The organism is Methanosarcina sp. UBA5, assembly GCF_002505485.1.
GTDB lineage: Archaea > Halobacteriota > Methanosarcinia > Methanosarcinales > Methanosarcinaceae > Methanosarcina.
In genome coordinates this window covers 16,385-32,622 of record NZ_DAVG01000096.1, presented here as the reverse complement: position 1 = coordinate 32,622, position 16,238 = coordinate 16,385, and the positions used below count along the sequence as shown (strand labels likewise).

The 16,238-nt window shown below is 37.1% G+C and carries 17 protein-coding genes and 2 pseudogenes; 3 read left to right on the top strand and 16 right to left on the bottom strand.

The genetic code is table 11. The features are described 5' to 3' along the window. Positions 1-240: 240 nt before the first annotated feature. From BP621_RS10755 to BP621_RS10745, 3 genes are all read right to left on the bottom strand, one after another. A complete protein-coding gene (locus BP621_RS10755; RefSeq protein WP_292389786.1) occupies positions 241-858 on the bottom strand; it encodes a DUF7411 family protein in 618 nt (205 codons plus the stop codon). Positions 859-863: 5 nt separating this feature from the next. Next, positions 864-1,232: a DNA-binding protein gene (locus BP621_RS10750; protein ID WP_292389784.1), complete on the bottom strand. Its 369-nt coding sequence runs from the start codon at positions 1,230-1,232 to the stop codon at positions 864-866. 98 nt (positions 1,233-1,330) lie between these two features. Further along, on the bottom strand, positions 1,331-1,780 hold the full coding sequence (locus BP621_RS10745) for a 30S ribosomal protein S19e (RefSeq protein WP_292389782.1): 450 nt from the start codon (positions 1,778-1,780) through the stop codon (positions 1,331-1,333). A 986-nt stretch (positions 1,781-2,766) separates the two neighbouring features. Between BP621_RS10745 and BP621_RS10740 the strand changes: the two genes are divergently transcribed. The 3 genes and pseudogenes from BP621_RS10740 (at position 2,767) to BP621_RS10730 (ending at position 6,036) form a co-directional block, all read left to right on the top strand. After that, complete coding sequence (locus tag BP621_RS10740) at positions 2,767-4,203, top strand: PKD domain-containing protein (RefSeq protein ID WP_292389780.1); 1,437 nt, start codon at positions 2,767-2,769, stop codon at positions 4,201-4,203. Positions 4,204-4,559: 356 nt separating this feature from the next. Beyond that, positions 4,560-4,729: pseudogene (locus BP621_RS10735) on the top strand (IS630 family transposase); the annotation flags it as partial. A gap of 470 nt (positions 4,730-5,199) precedes the next feature. Continuing rightward, complete coding sequence (locus BP621_RS10730; protein ID WP_292389779.1) at positions 5,200-6,036, top strand: glycosyltransferase family 2 protein; 837 nt, start codon at positions 5,200-5,202, stop codon at positions 6,034-6,036. Here BP621_RS10730 and BP621_RS10725 read toward each other — a convergent pair. The 13 genes and pseudogenes from BP621_RS10725 to rfbG form a co-directional block, all read right to left on the bottom strand. Further along, positions 6,020-7,081 (bottom strand): glycosyltransferase family 2 protein, encoded by a 1,062-nt coding sequence (locus BP621_RS10725; protein ID WP_292389778.1) that lies wholly within the window; start codon positions 7,079-7,081, stop codon positions 6,020-6,022. The genes BP621_RS10730 and BP621_RS10725 overlap by 17 nt on opposite strands. Positions 7,082-7,115: 34 nt before the next feature. Continuing rightward, complete coding sequence (locus BP621_RS10720) at positions 7,116-7,868, bottom strand: class I SAM-dependent methyltransferase (protein ID WP_292389776.1); 753 nt, start codon at positions 7,866-7,868, stop codon at positions 7,116-7,118. A 211-nt stretch (positions 7,869-8,079) separates the two neighbouring features. Next, positions 8,080-8,964 carry an alpha-1,2-fucosyltransferase gene (locus tag BP621_RS10715; protein WP_292389774.1) on the bottom strand — a complete coding sequence of 295 codons (885 nt, stop codon included), beginning with the start codon at positions 8,962-8,964 and terminating at the stop codon, positions 8,080-8,082. Then, the gene (locus BP621_RS10710) at positions 8,961-9,164 is read right to left on the bottom strand and encodes a hypothetical protein (RefSeq protein WP_292389773.1); all 204 of its coding nucleotides are present in this window, start codon (positions 9,162-9,164) and stop codon (positions 8,961-8,963) included. The genes BP621_RS10715 and BP621_RS10710 overlap by 4 nt, the downstream gene beginning before the upstream one ends. Positions 9,165-9,168: 4 nt before the next feature. After that, the gene (locus BP621_RS10705) at positions 9,169-9,870 is read right to left on the bottom strand and encodes a class I SAM-dependent methyltransferase (protein ID WP_292389772.1); all 702 of its coding nucleotides are present in this window, start codon (positions 9,868-9,870) and stop codon (positions 9,169-9,171) included. Between the two features lie 145 nt (positions 9,871-10,015). Continuing rightward, positions 10,016-10,179, bottom strand: a pseudogene (locus BP621_RS17250) (IS1634 family transposase); the annotation flags it as partial. A 328-nt stretch (positions 10,180-10,507) separates the two neighbouring features. Then, a complete protein-coding gene (locus BP621_RS10700; RefSeq protein ID WP_292389771.1) occupies positions 10,508-10,786 on the bottom strand; it encodes an FkbM family methyltransferase in 279 nt (92 codons plus the stop codon). Positions 10,787-10,830: 44 nt separating this feature from the next. Beyond that, positions 10,831-11,718 carry a glycosyltransferase family 2 protein gene (locus BP621_RS10695; protein WP_292389770.1) on the bottom strand — a complete coding sequence of 296 codons (888 nt, stop codon included), beginning with the start codon at positions 11,716-11,718 and terminating at the stop codon, positions 10,831-10,833. Position 11,719: 1 nt separating this feature from the next. Next, positions 11,720-12,451 (bottom strand): cephalosporin hydroxylase family protein, encoded by a 732-nt coding sequence (locus tag BP621_RS10690; RefSeq protein ID WP_292389769.1) that lies wholly within the window; start codon positions 12,449-12,451, stop codon positions 11,720-11,722. A gap of 29 nt (positions 12,452-12,480) precedes the next feature. Further along, positions 12,481-13,329, bottom strand: a complete 849-nt coding sequence (locus BP621_RS10685; protein WP_292389767.1) for an NAD-dependent epimerase/dehydratase family protein — start codon at positions 13,327-13,329, stop codon at positions 12,481-12,483. Positions 13,330-13,372: 43 nt separating this feature from the next. After that, entirely contained in the window at positions 13,373-14,602 is a 1,230-nt protein-coding gene (locus tag BP621_RS10680; RefSeq protein ID WP_292389765.1) for a class I SAM-dependent methyltransferase, read from the bottom strand. Continuing rightward, positions 14,599-15,150 (bottom strand): dTDP-4-dehydrorhamnose 3,5-epimerase, encoded by a 552-nt coding sequence (gene rfbC / locus BP621_RS10675; protein ID WP_292389762.1) that lies wholly within the window; start codon positions 15,148-15,150, stop codon positions 14,599-14,601. The genes BP621_RS10680 and rfbC overlap by 4 nt, the downstream gene beginning before the upstream one ends. After that, positions 15,150-16,235 carry a CDP-glucose 4,6-dehydratase gene (rfbG, locus tag BP621_RS10670; protein WP_292389759.1) on the bottom strand — a complete coding sequence of 362 codons (1,086 nt, stop codon included), beginning with the start codon at positions 16,233-16,235 and terminating at the stop codon, positions 15,150-15,152. Before rfbG ends, rfbC begins: the two co-directional genes overlap by 1 nt. Between the last annotated feature and the right edge of the window lie 3 nt (positions 16,236-16,238).

Here is a 16,238-nt window from a genome sequence, read left to right as displayed (position 1 = left end):
ACCTGTAAATAACTTAATTTTGTTAACTTCCGGTTATATCCAATAATTAGCTGATTGTGATTTTAACCCTTGAATAATCGAGGTTTTTTTCTGCCGGTTAAAAGACAGTTTTCAAAACCATATCCGGTAAATTCTATTAGGGTCTCGGTTAATCTGCAGCAGTATAAGGGTTGAATATAACTCGATTATTGTATAAATCTTTATTCCAGAATTTTTCCCCTTCCGGAAGACTTCCTGATTTCAAGGCATACTTTCTTCAGGGCAGTTTTTCCTGGAAAGCACATGGGATTGGATATGGGCAGGAAACAGTTCTTTTATTTTTTCTTCTCCGTCTCTCTGCCTGATTAACTCCCTGAGCTCGGTTTCGTAATCGGCTTTCTGAGTATTCTCACTCGGTCCCTCTTCAATTTTCAGATAACGCTCTACAAGAATACTCACGGTTTTTTTGCCATACCCCTTCAAAGGGCAGATATACTGAACTCCTAATCGGTCTTCGATACTTCGTACCTGTGAGATCGAGAGTACAGGAACTCTATCATCCCTTCTGGTTCCATCAGCAATGAATTTAACTTCCGGATCCGAAGCAAGAGTTTCTACGGCTTTTTCGTGGATATAATTAATTGCACTTTTCGGGAAACCGTCCTTCATTATTTTCTCGTAAGCCTTTTCAAGGATCTCCCATTCCAGAGAAATAACTCTATGTGGGAACCCTAACCTTTTTGCAGTTTTTGCTGCCAGCTCACCATTGGGAAGCAGGCCGAAACTGCAGGTTACGAGTTCTATCTCAAAATACGGTTCCATCAAAAGGGCAGAGAGCGAGCTGTCCTTGCCTCCACTAAACAGGACCGAAATTCTCATTGTTTTTAAACCCTGGTTATAGATGTCTTACGCTTTTTTGGCTGCATCTTCATCAGGAGGTTTTTAAGTTGTTCGTCGCTGATTTGAGACGGGAGCCTTCCACTCTGAGCAAGCGAGATCAGCTGCATTTCGAGCTGTTCTCCAAGGGCCGGTCTTGACATCTTTAAGGTTGTAAGGCGTTCTCTGGCCTCAGGGGTCAGGATCTGCCTCAGGATGGCCTGCTTCTGAGCTTCCATCTCAGCTTTTGCCTGTTCCTGCTGATAAGCTGCCTGGATGTCAGGCTGCTGGTTCTGTGCCTGCTGCCTCTGAATTTCTGCAAGCCGTCTCTTTCGGATTTCGTTGAGTTCGTCATCCATTGTAGACATGGCAATCATCTAAAAAAACCGGTTTTCCGGAGCATCTGGATTAAGATTAATGATATTTGAAAGGGAATCCTAAGAAATTTCCAGGTCCCCTTCGGATGGAATTTTTCTCAGTATTTTGCAAGTCCTGGGATTTTCTCAAGAAGTTCTTGCTTGAGCTCATTGGCCGCATTATCAATCATGGAACGTCCCTTTGCAGATACCGTTCTTCCGTCCTTTACTTTTTGCAGGTAACCTGCAGCTTCAAGCTGCTGTACTGTCTTTCTGGCAATCGAACCGCTGCCTTTTGCTTTGTGGCCTGGCTTTGATCCGTTGTCCTTCTTTCCACCATATACTGATCGGAGCCTTTCAATTCCTACAGGTCCATCAGTATAGATCTTCCTCAGGATCGCAGCGGATCTGATATACCACCAGTCATCGTTGCTCGGAGAGAGTTCCTTGTGAACCCCGGTCTTTACGTTCTTTGCCCACTCAGGGGGAATGACGTTTTCATTTTCTTTAAGTATGCCTGCAACCTTCTCGATAAGTTCCATTGCAGGGACATCAAACACTGTTGTCATGCATGCCACCTTTTCTAAATTAGGTTGTCTTTGCAGATCCTGAGAGATAGTGCCGATTCTTCTCCCCTGGCTGCCAGAAATCTACTTTTTCCCGAAACGAGGTAACTCATTCTCTTTCGAGAGGTCCTTTCCAATCTTTATAGCTGGATTTATGGACTCTTATGGTTTGGGCTTTCAGGCCCGATAAGCCGGTAAATGTGATTTTTAGTTTTAACTGGAAGGAGGTTGATGTATTTATCAATTACTGTGTTTGGATAATCGTATACAATCGATCAGGTAATTTATAGTATGAAAAACTTCAAACTGAAAAACGATCTAATTGTATCGAATTGGCTTTTGTCAATTGACGCAAGTGCCAACACCCAGCGTAATTAATTTCAAGCTATAAAAGCATTTTGCGAATTCACAGCGAACCTCAGTTGAACTTATTCTGGAAGCTAAACAGGAAGCTAAATCTGGTTTATTGATGAGATAGAGGCGCTTATTTTCTCTAGGTGATTCAATGGCCTTCTGATTAATCAACTTTTGAGCCTGTAGAAAATAATTATTATAGGCAGCTTTGAGGTCTTCTCTCTATCTCTCCGCTTTCTCCAGCTCTTCTTTCAATGCTTGATTATGCCTTTCTACTTCTTCATACCTGGCGCGTGGCTTTGCAAGCTCTAACGGGTCCAGAGCTCCCTGTAGAGATGTATTAAGATTTTCAATCTTACTTTTTTTAGTTTATTTAAAATTCTTAAGGTGTTCTTGTACGCTTTTGTGCCAAAATATCCATTATTTAAAAAAAGTCAAAAGTATTTTATATACGGACACGCCTCCCTTTAATTTAACTATTGTAAATAGTTGAAATATCCACAAAAGGAGTTTTCAATGTTTTCTAGGTTCTAGTGATAGTAGCTAATCGCAAGCAGAATCAATGCTCGACTTTGACAATCCTGGAAGAATAACAAGCACTAAAATAAATAGAAAAGATGAATGAGGAAGAATCAATGAAAAATAAAGAAAAAACTTATTCGATAGCTTTAGCTTCAACACTTATGGTTTTATTTTTAATTTTTGCCTCATCTACGGCATCTGCATCCACTGGAGAAGATCTTCACAAAGCTCCGCCTGATATTACCAGCGGAGCAGGGGATTCCTCCGATGACAAAGCTCTGTCAGATGAGCTCTCTATAGAAGGAAAAAGTACAGTTATGGAATCTGTACAACCTGCCTCGCTCAAGATAACTGAAAAGCGGATCACTACCGACGAAGCAGATTCGCGTTATCCTGCGATCTATGGTAACACTATAGTGTGGGAGGATTGTCGCAGTGAAGACAGAAACTGGGATATCTATATGTATAATCTCTCTACTTCCAAGGAAACTCGGATAACCGCCAACTCATCAGATCAATACTATCCTGATGTCTACGGTAACAGGATAGTTTGGGAGGATTGGCGTAATGATGATACCAATTCAAACTGCGATATATATATGTATGATCTATCCACTTCCAAAGAAACTCCTTTAATCACCAATGATGATTCAGGTCAGAGATGTCCTGCAATCTACGGTGACAAAGTTGTGTGGATGGATTGGGGCAGAGGAGATGAAGATGTTTCCAATATTTACATGTACGACCTTTCAACTTCCACGGAAACTCGTCTCACCACTAGTGGAATGGCATACAATCCTGATATCTACGGTAACAGGATAGTGTGGGAAGAGGAGCGCGGTGATAACTACGATATCTACATGTACGATTTATCTACTTCCACTGAAACACAGATAACCAACAATGGGTCAGATCAGTTAAATCCTGTAATCTACGGTGACAGGATAGTATGGGAAGATTGGCGCAATGATGATAGTGGTTTAATCAGTGATATCTACATGTACAATCTTTCTACTAAAAAAGAAACTCAGATAACCAATAGTACATCAAATTCACGGTATCCTGCAATCTATGGAAACAGGATAGTGTGGGAGAATGACCGTAACGGAAACTGGGATATCTATGTGTACGATCTTGCTACTCGCCAGCAAACTCACACTACTGAGACATCAGCTCAGTACCGTCCAAATATCTATGGTGACAAGATCGTGTGGGAAGACGTTCGTAATGGAAACGACGATATTTATATGGGTACTCTCTCATCAACTTCCCTGGTTGCTGCATTCTCTGCATCCCCAACCTCAGGAAAAGCTCCATTAATGGTTGCTTTTACTGACAAAAGTACAGGCTCACCGACCAAATGGAAGTGGACTTTTGGAGATGGAACATCTTCAAAAGTAAAAAATCCAACACATAAATATTCACAGGAAGGGAATTATACAGTAAAACTTACAGTGACCAATGATGCAGGCAGTAGTACAAAAACAAAAACAAATTACATAAAAGTGACAACAAATACAAGACCGGGTATATATTCTAAAAGCAAATAAATCCTTAAATTGAAAAAAACGATGAAAAGTCAGGGCTGAAGGGAGTGGAGGAATTTAATTAGAAGTTTAAAAATATAGAATTACCAGAACTTCCATTATCCCTTCATATTCCCCAGTGCTTCTATTGCCTTCGGACTAATCAAAATCTGAACCTGCAACATGTAATTATTGTGCATGGGCCTTAAGGTCCTGTTTTCTCTTGCTAGCCTTCATTTAACATTTGCCTCATTTTTGCAAGTTCGACCAATCTACAGATGGCATAATTGGGCCAAAGGCTCTATATTACTTGGATCTTGACCAAAAGAAGATTGAAAGCCTTTCAATGCCAGCCTAACTGAGGCAGAGATCGAATTGAACTCACAGGTCGGTGCTTAAAAAGAAGAATGGATGAAATCAAGGTGCTAGGAATGAGGCATTAGCATGGCAAAAGTTCAGAATCAACAAAAATGCAAAGGTAAATTGGCAATTTACAACAGAAGATGCAAGGATAAAATTGTCACGCCTTTATCCGACATTTGAAGATTGACAAAACACTAGTATAAATTCGATTTTTCAGAAAATCTCGTTGTTCCCAATTCCAGAAGTATTATTGAATTATAACTTCATATTATCTGAGACTGTGTCTTCTGTTTCTCCTCGTTTCCTATCTTCTCGTCTTTTTTTCTCTTATTTTCATAGATACAGCGCCAATTCCAACGCTAGTTCCAATAAAATTCCAGCATGTATTCCATCAAATTGTGAGACAAGTATCCTAAGAATGCGCATATAATAAAGGTCGTAATAAAGGTCTTAATAAACTGGAAAAACAGATTTTTTTTGTTCTATTTTCCTCAAATTCACTATTTCTTTAACCTATTTTTTATTCTTTTCAAAAGAAAAAATAAGGTAATTAACAACAAACTTTCGACTACTACAACTTACAAACATATTTATAGATGTAACGTCTTTACTTTATTAATTAATTAATACTTCAGCTAAATAAATGGTAGATGATTCATGAACAAAAGACTTCTAGTATCAATAATTTTACCGACATATAATAGAGCATCTATTCTCGGAGTCTGTGTAGAATCTGTCTTAAATCAGTCGTATGCCAACTGGGAACTTTTGATTTCGGATGATTGCTCAATTGATAATACAAGAGAAGTCATAAAACATTACGTGAACCGTGATTACAGGATAAACGGTTTAATGCATGAACATAATCTAGGACTCCCACGCAATAGAAATGCGGCTCTATCTGTAGCTAAAGGTCAATTAGTGTTCTTCATTGAAGACGATCTGGTTCTGCATCAAGATTGTTTAGAGAAACTTGTCAGCACTTACGATTCATTTGGTACGCAGAATATTGTTATTGTTCCGAGACTGATAGAAAGCACAGATCCAGATAAAGAAGCTGTCAGACACAATGTTCCATTTTATGTAAATAAATTGACTGGCGAAATTTTCAATAATTATGGACATAATTCTGGAAATATATTAGAAGTAGAGATGGGACACGCCTGTTGTTTATACCCAAGAAATCAGCTACAGGTTATAGGCGGGTATGAAGAAAAAGCCTATAAGGGCAATTACTGCCGTGAAGAAAGCGATCTGAACATGCGACTCATTAACAGGGGATTTAAATTTTATTTCCAACCGGCTGCAGTAGCAGATCACAATAAAGTTAGTACAGGCGGTTGCAGGCAATCCGGGCGCTTGAAACAGACCTATTATTATACTAAAAATCACATTGTCTTTTTACTTCGAAACTTCGGAATCAGATCGACATATATGATACCTTGTTTCTTTATGGAATTTAGCCGTAGGACATTCGTTAATAATTTTTTGTAGTGTTTTTCCTGTTTCTTATAAGATTACCCGCCAACCTCCTGATTATTGCGATTTTATCTAAATCACTTTCATCAATTTCATTGATTAGCTCTAGTGTTTTGAGCACTCCTATTTTTCTTCCTGCTACAGCCAGATATCGAATGTACTTTTCATTACCTAGTTCATTTATGGAGCGTTTACTTAAATCCGGAGGAGCGTTATCCACAATTGCAGCATTCAGTTTTCGTATTAGTTTTGCTATAGTTAGCAATTCTTGACGTGAATAATTATTGAGATCAGCGTAATGAGTGTTGCAGAAATTATCCCACATAAGCCTAGTTAATTTATCTTCAATATCTCTGCCAAGCAGTTGCGTAAAATTATCTCGGAATATTTTGTACACAGCTTCGCTGAGCCTATTATAATTTACGGAGCTGATTGACGTTTCGTGTGTTCTCCATGCGTAGAGCGGTACATCTATTTTGTGGATTATGTATTTCTTTGATACTCTGTGCCACAAATGATAATCTTCGGCTGCGCAGCTTTCATCATAACTGCCAATGACATCAATTATGTTTTTTCGAAACATAATAGAGCCGTGAGCAATGCAATTTCTAAAATTTAATGTGTAATATATTTCCTCGGAAGAGGATATGTCAGCTATATGATCTATAATTTCTCCTGTTTCATTTATTATATCAATCCAGCTACATACGAAATCAGTCTGCGGATTAGCAAGATGATCAAGTTGTTTCTCCAACCTTTCCGGACGTGAGATATCATCAGCATCCATTCTTGCAATATATTCGCCCTGTGCAAGGGAAAAACTTCTATTGAGAGAATTAACCAATCCTTGTCTTTCTTGATAGTAAATTTTCATTCGAGAATCTTCTTGCTTGTATTTATCAAGAATACCTCTAGTTTTATCGGTTGGATCATCGCAGATAATTATAAATTCAAAATCGGAAAAAGTTTGATTAAGAATGCTGTCTACAGCTTCTGACAGATAATTATCGCCTTTGTACACTGGCATGACAACTGATACTTTAGGAATATCAACGTTCATATGAGATTCCTTTTGTATTTAAATGTTTAAGAGTTTAATTTGACCATAATGTGTAAGATTCATCATTATTCAAGACCGTACCTCTTTTAACCTTTGATTCTTTTATTTTGCAAAAGTTTGTACACCATCCAAATGCAGATTTTACAATTTCGTCATTCAATTCTATTGGCTCGGTTTGAGTTTTTTTATGGTAATGAATATGCATTCTAAGTTTCCCATTTGGTTTTAAAACTCTCTTAATCTCTAATGCAGTTTTAAAGAAATCATCAACATGATCAATCGCATTGACAGAGATAACTGCATCAAAAAAATTATCATCCGTAGGAATTTTTTCTGAGAAACCACAAATAAATTTTACACCATCATAATAGTGTACAGGAAACCCTGCTTCAATGTAACAAGATATTAATGGATCAAGGCAGTATAACTCACATTCTTCAAATACCAATGCACTTGGGAATGGTCCAGATCCAATATCTAAGATTTTCATACCAGAAAATGCTTTTTTATCAAGAGATAAATCCTCAATATATTTTATTTGTTGATGGATATTAAACCATGTTAATATTGCACTATCTTTAAGAGAATGTTTTTTTATTTTCTCCTCATCCTTTGGTGATGGTTCACCATAGTGCTCAGTGATTTCATTATTATACCATTTTTGATATTTTATTAATTCATTTTTCCAAAATTCCAATTCAGCATGATATTTATATGAAGTGACTGGAGATATTTGGTATCCAGTGACCGGAAGCATCTTATTAATTACAGATACTATCTTGTTCATAATCATTCAACCTCAAACCAACTTTCCGCAGAAGTCCACAAAAATGCCACATATTTTTCCTAATATGGCCATTGTTTAAAGCCGGACATCAATATAATTGCAAATATATAAGACAAATCGGCAAACAAATTCCACATATGTGTATATATGTGGAATGTAGGCTCAAAAGTTAATAGTCTAATTTTTTAATTAAAATATATATTCATTATGGTTAAATCGTAATCCAATTTTTTGGAATTAAATCATTTGAATTCATAGATTTATCTTTAAACCATTTCTCCGGCGCAATAACAATTTTGTATTTATTACGGTTAAGCCAAGCAGCCCACCAACTAAATGTACTATTAGCAATTATTTGGTGCTGACAAAGACTCATAAGATATAAATCCTGAAAATCATTGTTTTTATCTAAATTATTGTGAGAAACAATTGATACCGAAGAATTATCTTTAAAAATTGTTTCCATATAAGCCAAGTCATCTGAAAATATAAAATAATGGGGACACTTCAATTTTTTATTCATTAGTTGAATGGCAGAATTATAATAATCTAAAGAACACACTCCAAGTATTTGATTTGCTACAGGGTTTGAAACATAATCGCCCCTACGAACATGAATACTCACAGACTCACAACCCTTAATTTGCTCTGCAATATTCTGACTTGTCGAAGTGAGTGGATTTACAATACTGAATTCATTTCTGATAATATTCTCAATATCCAAAAAATACTTTTCACTCTGCCAGTAACCATCAAGATAGATGTTATCCCCAAGACTGAGGATCTCCGGTTGGAAATCACTCTTCTGTTCTTTTATATATTGTATTTGTTGAACACCGGTGAGTTTAACCTCTAGATGCTTTCCAATTTTATGAATGAATCTGTCTGACGGGAGGGAAACACACATTAGATCTTTCGATCTAGCAATATTTTCCTGAATATTGAAACAGTTTAAGTCATAATTTCGAAGTTTATAATTCTTAAATCCCTGTATATCTAGTTTTAATGTACTATTGTTCTTCATTGCGAGGTGTTGACCTAAAGCATACTGAAACATCTGGTTGCCGAGCCCACCAATGAGTTTGACGATGATCAATTTATACCACCAAACTCTAGTTTTACTAGCGTCAAAATAATTGCTTCTTTAGGGGTCTGTTCGGTCACTTTTGTTATCTCTTGAAGCTGGAATTTCTGAAGCTTTTTGAATTCTTCAAAAGTCCACCGTGAAATTTCAGATAGATCAACATATTGATTGCTGATGGTGCTGGCCAAACACTTCAGTGCCTTTTTAAGCATTGTATCAGTCCTTTTTTATTGCGTGTACTTGACAACCAAAGTGAAGAAGATCCGATGATCCGGTATCCTTTTTTGTAAACTGGTCTAACATCGAAAGCACAATTTTCATGGCAAGAAACTGGATGAATGTTGGTTTTTTGCTCGCATATTCTTCTCCGACAGATGGTATGCGCCGAATCTCTTGGCCGAGATATTCAAAGTAATTCCCGTTTTCAACCAGTTTTATGATGTCGAATCCATTCTTTGAAAGGTGTTCTTGATAAAAATATCGGTTAAATCCGGTATAGAAATGATAAGGGGCAAAGTGTGTTAGGCTGCAAAATGGAGCAGTGATGATAAGATGACCGCCCGGTTTGAGTAAACGTGAAAATTCTTTGATGGCTTTGATCGGTTCTGGTAGATGTTCGAATACTTCAATACACATTACGGCATCAAAGGATCCGTCAGGCTCAGGGATTGCAGTGATGTCACTGATAATGTCTAATTTAGTTTGATCCCACGCTCCTGTCTGAAGACCTTTTCCATCTCCTTCGCCATTATATTGTGCAAAGTCCTGGCTGACATAATTCAAATGCTCGCAGAAGGGTTTATATTGCAGTTCTCCCGCCCCTGCATCCAGAATTCGAGAACCGGAGGGAATATTTTTTAATGTTTTTTCCAGCCATGCCTCACGATTTGATTGGTTTTGAGTGCAAACGAGAAACATTTAATGTCACCTTTATGTAATCTGAAATGTTATTTTTCTGAAATTGTGTTCATTTCCAATTTCACTTCTGTAACACCTTTTACCCTCTTGAAAACCCCATTTTTACTTCGGTTTTGGTTTGCATCTTCACCTCTGATTAGGTTTTTTTCTCTGTTTCTTTTAGTTTATTTCTTAGCTTCCATTCCACTACTGAAAAATCATCTGAGACAAGACCATGACCATTGACAAAGCTTAAATTCCTTGAGGCTTTTTCAGATAAACTTTAGAGACCCTGAAACTGTTATCCTTTATGAACTGAAATTCCTTTTCCAACCTTACTTTGTTCTACTTCACTATATTCAACGATAGTTTCCTAAATCAAGTAGAGTCGGTCGTTTCCTTGTTTAAATATAAGATCTGGAAGCAACAAATCTTTTGAAAGGTTTAGTGTTGAAGGAACACGTGATCCAGTATTGCCTTTTTATAATGATTTGATATATCATGAGTGCATCCCAAAACTCGAAATTGCCTCCCCTTACCTAAATAAATATGATTTTATAACTTAAGCCCTTTCATCTCCTCCATAATTGTTCTCTTACAAAAATCGTATTAATGTATGTGTCAGCATAAACAATATATCCATTTTTTTCAAGATATTTTATGATATCATTATTTTCACACCATTTCCATTTTCTGAATATGAAATAGTTTCACAAACTATTACTTTAGGATAATTTTTAGTAAAATTAATATTTTTAAGAATATCTATTTCAATTCCTTCAACATCAATAGTTAAATAATCTGGAAAAATACCTTTGCAATATTCATCAATTAATTTCGATATATTCTTAGTGTGTATTTTCATTACCTTAACTATTTCATATCCGTAATCATCTTTTAATTTCAGTTCTTGTTTTTTAATCAAAAATATTGACATATGTTATACATAATATCCATCGATCTCCTATGGGATTACTTCACTTAATTCTTTAAAAATAGAGTCATAGGTTTCAGGCATGATAAAAAGAGTCTCATTAATGAAGTTTTCAATAGCTGTTCATCTTTTTCATGGCTAATAAACAAACCTGAAGTAACACTGGTTAATACATACAGTGCGCTTAATTTTTGGGTAATCGTAAATTTCTTAGTTGACATAATACATTTCAAAGAACTTTTAAAGAAAGGCTTGTAAACGAAGACCTGCCCTTCCTTTGGATAATATGGTTTTTTTATGTATTCTTCGGTATCGACACCTGCTATATACAGTGGGGAATGCACTATATTATATCCGTGTTCGATGATCTGCCTCAAACAAAAAAAACAATCCCAAAAATCAAAAAATTCAGATTTGCTAACCCATCTAATTGTCTCCGTTCTGTGTAGTCCATAGATCATACTTGGAGTAAGATTTTTTAAGAACAATATACTATTAATATAGGTAGATTTTTCAGGAGAGATTGAAGGCACATTATATCTTATTTCGTAGTTTTTAAATCGATTTCGATATATATAATCTGTAAAACAACTTCCTGCATTGCCAATATTATTTAAAATAGTTTCAATGTATTTCGGCTGCCATTCATCATCATCCGCCGCCCACATAAAATATTCACCAGTTGTTTTTTCCAGCACAAACTGAAAATTAGGCATTGTGCCTATGTTTTCCTTCTGTCGATAATATTGTATCCGCGAATCTTTGCTTGCAAAATCTCTCCCAACTCTTTCAACTTCCTGATCAGGGGAGCAATTATCTGATACAATTATTTCCAGATTTTTATACGTCTGTCCTGTAATACATTCCAGTGTACGCCTCAAACCTTCTGGCCGGTTATAGCAAGGAATCCCTACCGATACAAGTGGTTTTTCCATATTATTTAACCCTCTTCAGGTACCCACTCGGCGCAACAGTAATCAACAATTTATTTTCAATTTCCTCATCAACCACAAACTCATTGTGTTCCTTCAAATACGCTCTCACAGCAGTCTTTGGATTATTTCCTTTATCCCAAGGTCGATCTGGATATGAACTGGCAGGCATATCCTCAACTATCGTATCAAAAACCACACAGTAACTCCCAACAGACACAAGCGGTGCGTATAATTCAAGTTCGCGAAGAACATGTTCATGTGTATGATTTGAGTCAAGGCACACCAAAACCTTTTTTCCTTCCGCCAACCTGCGTACCTCCCCAGCAATTTTTTCATCAGTGCTGGAACCTTCAATCATTGTGATTCGCTTAAACATTGGGTGTTTCTCGATCTCCATCCGATTATGCTTGCGGATATCAATGTCAATTCCAACTACATGTCCGTCTCCTCCCAATAGTTCGAGCATGGAAGCATAAAATATAAGTGAACCACCATGTGCAATACCCGTCTCAATAATTAAATCTGGCTTCACCTGCCAGATGATTTCCTGCATCGCAATTATATCCTGTGGGTATTGGATGATTGGGCGACCAAGCCATGTGAAGTTGTATGAATATTTTGCTCTTATGGATTCATTGACAAAACTTTTAACTGAATCCTGCAAAAGAACATCATTTTTATAATTTGCGACACGTAAGCGGCACTCTTCCTTAAACTCTAAATTTTTGTCCATATGCTGAATCTCCAAAATGTCTTAATTTTTTAAATTAAATTTTTTAATTTCATGAGTTTATCTACGCTGCCCCAAAAAGCCATTGGCTCATAATCAGGGTACGGATAGTATCCTAGATTTAATTTGAGATCAGAGTTTAGCAAATCTATTTTTTTCTCCACCAAACGACGAATTGATATCGGATTGCCCGAACAGCAGTTAACAATTCCATCAACTTCGCTCTGAAGTGCAATTGTACACAAGTTTCGAGCCGCATCTTCTACGGATAGATAATCGCGTAACTGCTCCCCACCAGACATATTGAATACCTTTTCACCTTCGTATATAGCTTTTTCAAGCTGGGGAAGAAGAGAATTTTGATTTTGCCCATCTCCATAAAGGTAGAAAAGACGGACCCAATTAAAAGAAGTTTGAGTATCACGGACTAAAAATTCAAGATACTTGCGGAGTGTATCTTTAGCAAGGCCATATTGAGTCACAGGTTGAGTATTATCCGATTCATGCAGGCAACCACATTGCATACCATATTCGTAACAAGTGCCTGTTACTACCATCTTTTTAATTCCTCCATCTATGAAGTTCTTTAGGAAAAGACAATTTGCAGGAAGATTTCTTTCAACATGAAACGGATCTTTATAATTTGGGAGACCATTCCAGGCAAGGTGAATGATAACATCTGGTTTTCCGAAGACATTGTAGTAATCCAGGGTGTCATTGTGGTAGTCACACTCGATGTATTCCACTTCACTATACCAGTCATAATTTTTTGCTTTGTTTTTATTACGTGATGTAGCAATAACATCCAGTCCCTTATCCAATAAACAGGGGACAACATGGCGACCTATAAATCCTGTAGCACCAGTAACTAAGACTCTCATACGTACCCATACCAAAATAGTTAGTATAATTCAAACGATACCTTTACATTAACTCCAGTTTAGGAACAGCAACAACAAATTGACATCCCCAATCCTTTACATAAGACAATTGAGCAAAAATCTCCTCTTTTATGTTCCAAGGAAAAACAACTATTATGTCTGGCTTATCGTCAAATATCCTTTGTTCAGGCACTATCGGAATCTGTGACCCCGGCAAATATTTACCTTGCTTATGTGGAGAGACATCTACAACAAACTCAATCAGATCAGTTCCCTTAATTCCACAATAATTCAACAGTGTATTTCCCTTTGCTGCCGCACCATAAGCAACTATTTTTTTCCCCATTATTTTTTGTTTTAAAAGAAATGAAAGAAAGAAATGTTTGACAATATTCGCTTTTTCCCGGAAAGAAGCGTAAATTTCGGGGTTTAGTAGACCCATTTCCCTTTCTTTTTTCTTAATGGATTCCACGCCTAAAGCCATGCTATGTGATTCATCATTTACGTGGCTGGCATAAATTCTCAATGAACCCCCATGGGTTGGCAGTTCTTCAACATCGTATATTTTTAAGCCGTGCGCAAGGAATATCTGCTCAACAGTATTCAATGAAAAATACGAAAAATGCTCATGGTATATTGTGTCGAATTGATTATACTGAATTAACTTTAAAAGATGAGGGAATTCCATTGTAATTGTTCCTGTATCTGAAAGCACAGTTTTTAAGCTTCCGACAAAGTCATTTATGTCAGGAACATGAGCCAGAACATTATTTCCAATTATTAAATCCTGTTTCCCGCGCTCTTTAATGATTTGGTTTGCCAGATTTGAACCGAAAAACTCAATTATTGACTCAACGCCTTTTTCCTCTGCTGCCTTTGACGTTCCGGCAGAAGGTTCAACTCCAAAGCAGGGTATTCCTTTCACTACAAAAAACTGAAGTAAATATCCATCATTGGATGCAATCTCCATCACTTTTGATGATTTATTAAGCGATAATCTCTTACAGATCATCTCAACATAGTCTTCGGCATGTTTGACCCAGGATTTTGAGTAAGAACTAAAGTAAGCATAATCTTCACTAAATATCTCATCTGATTTTTTGTATTCATCAAGTTGCACAAGCCAGCAATGTTCACAAACAAATACTTTTAAGGGAAAGTATATCTCCGGTTCATTCAACTGTTCCTTTGTAAGATAGGAATTTGATGTAGGTGCATTTATTAAGTCAATAAATACATTTTCCAGAGTGTGACCACAAAATCGGCATTTCATAATATAACACCTCGAAAATCATCATCGATCATTTTATGGTTTTTGTCTCTCTCTGATACATCTGCCGATTCAACAGGCCATGTTATTGCAAGCAATGGATCGGAGCAGTTCAATGCTCCCTCATATTCTTTTGAATAAAACTCGCTATGAAGGTAGAGCATTTCTGAAGACTCTTCAAGTACCTGAAATCCATGAGCAAAACCTTCGGGAACACACAGCATCTTCATATTATCAGAACTAAGTTCTATACCAAACCACTTGAGAAACGTTGGAGAATCCTTGCGGATGTCGACTATAACATCATATACTGAACCGCGTATGCAACGCACAAGCTTCATTTCCGCTTTAGGAGGATGCTGAAAATGAAGACCTCTAATCGCTCCTTTTTTAAGAGTTCTGGAGAAATTGACATTCACGAAATGCCGATCCCCAATTAATTCTGAAAGTTCCTTCTCGCAAAAAAATCGTGCGAAAACGCCCCTGTTATCTATAAAAGGTTCTGCATCAATAACCGCTGCGCCAGACAGTGGTAATTTTTCAATATTCATTATAAGCTCTCCTGATATGCATCAATATCTGCAAAACATGCATCCTGCATGGACCCTTCATACCCATTATAGTATTTTTTATACCAGGCAGCAGTTATTTTTATGGCTTCATATAGATTCCATCTTGGTGCCCAGTGCAACTTATAGACTGCTTTATCAATAGAGAGACGCAAAACGGAAGCTTCATGGGGTGCATTTGTGAGAGAAACTAGGTTCCAGTTGCCACGTCCCCATTCTTTACAAAATAAATCCATCAGATCAGAAACCGGGCATTCTTCATTACAAAGCGGACCAAAGTTCCATGCCGAGCAAAGCTCAGGATTTTTCTCCTCTGACATTTTTGCCCCAAGCATTAAGTAACCGAACAGTGGTTCCAGGACGTGTTGCCAGGGACGAACAGCGTTAGGGTTTCTAACTGTAATTGTTTTACCACTTGACAAAGCTCTTACAGCATCGGGTATGATTCTGTTCTCTGCCCAATCTCCTCCTCCAATGACATTTCCTGCTCTCACCGTAGCAATTTGCACTCCGTGTTTATCCAGGCTATCTTTTGGAAAAAAAGATCGTCTGTATGATGTTACAGCAATTTCTGCAGCTGCCTTGCTTGCACTATAGGGATCATAACCTCCAAGAGGATCATTTTCGCGATAGCCCCATATCTGCCCGTTATTTTCATAGCATTTGTCACTGGTTATCATAACTACTGAACAGGGCTGCCCAAGTTCACGTAAACCTTCCAAGACATTTAAACTGCCAATAACATTCGTCTCAAATGTTTCAACAGGACAACTATAACTTTTTCGTACCAAAGATTGAGCAGCAAGATGAAATACAAAGTCTGGATTTGCTTTTTTAATAGCTTTTTTCAGTGATTTTTTATCACGAACATCGGCAATTGTTTCCTCGAAAAGCAAATCAGTCACTGAAGATACAGTATAATTATTGGGAGTGGTGTCCGGGAAGAGTGAATAACCAAATACATTGGCTCCCATTTTAGCGAGCCATAGAGACAGCCATGAGCCTTTGAAACCAGTATGACCTGTGATGAAGACATTTTTACCTTTGTAGGTTGACATTAATTCCATAGA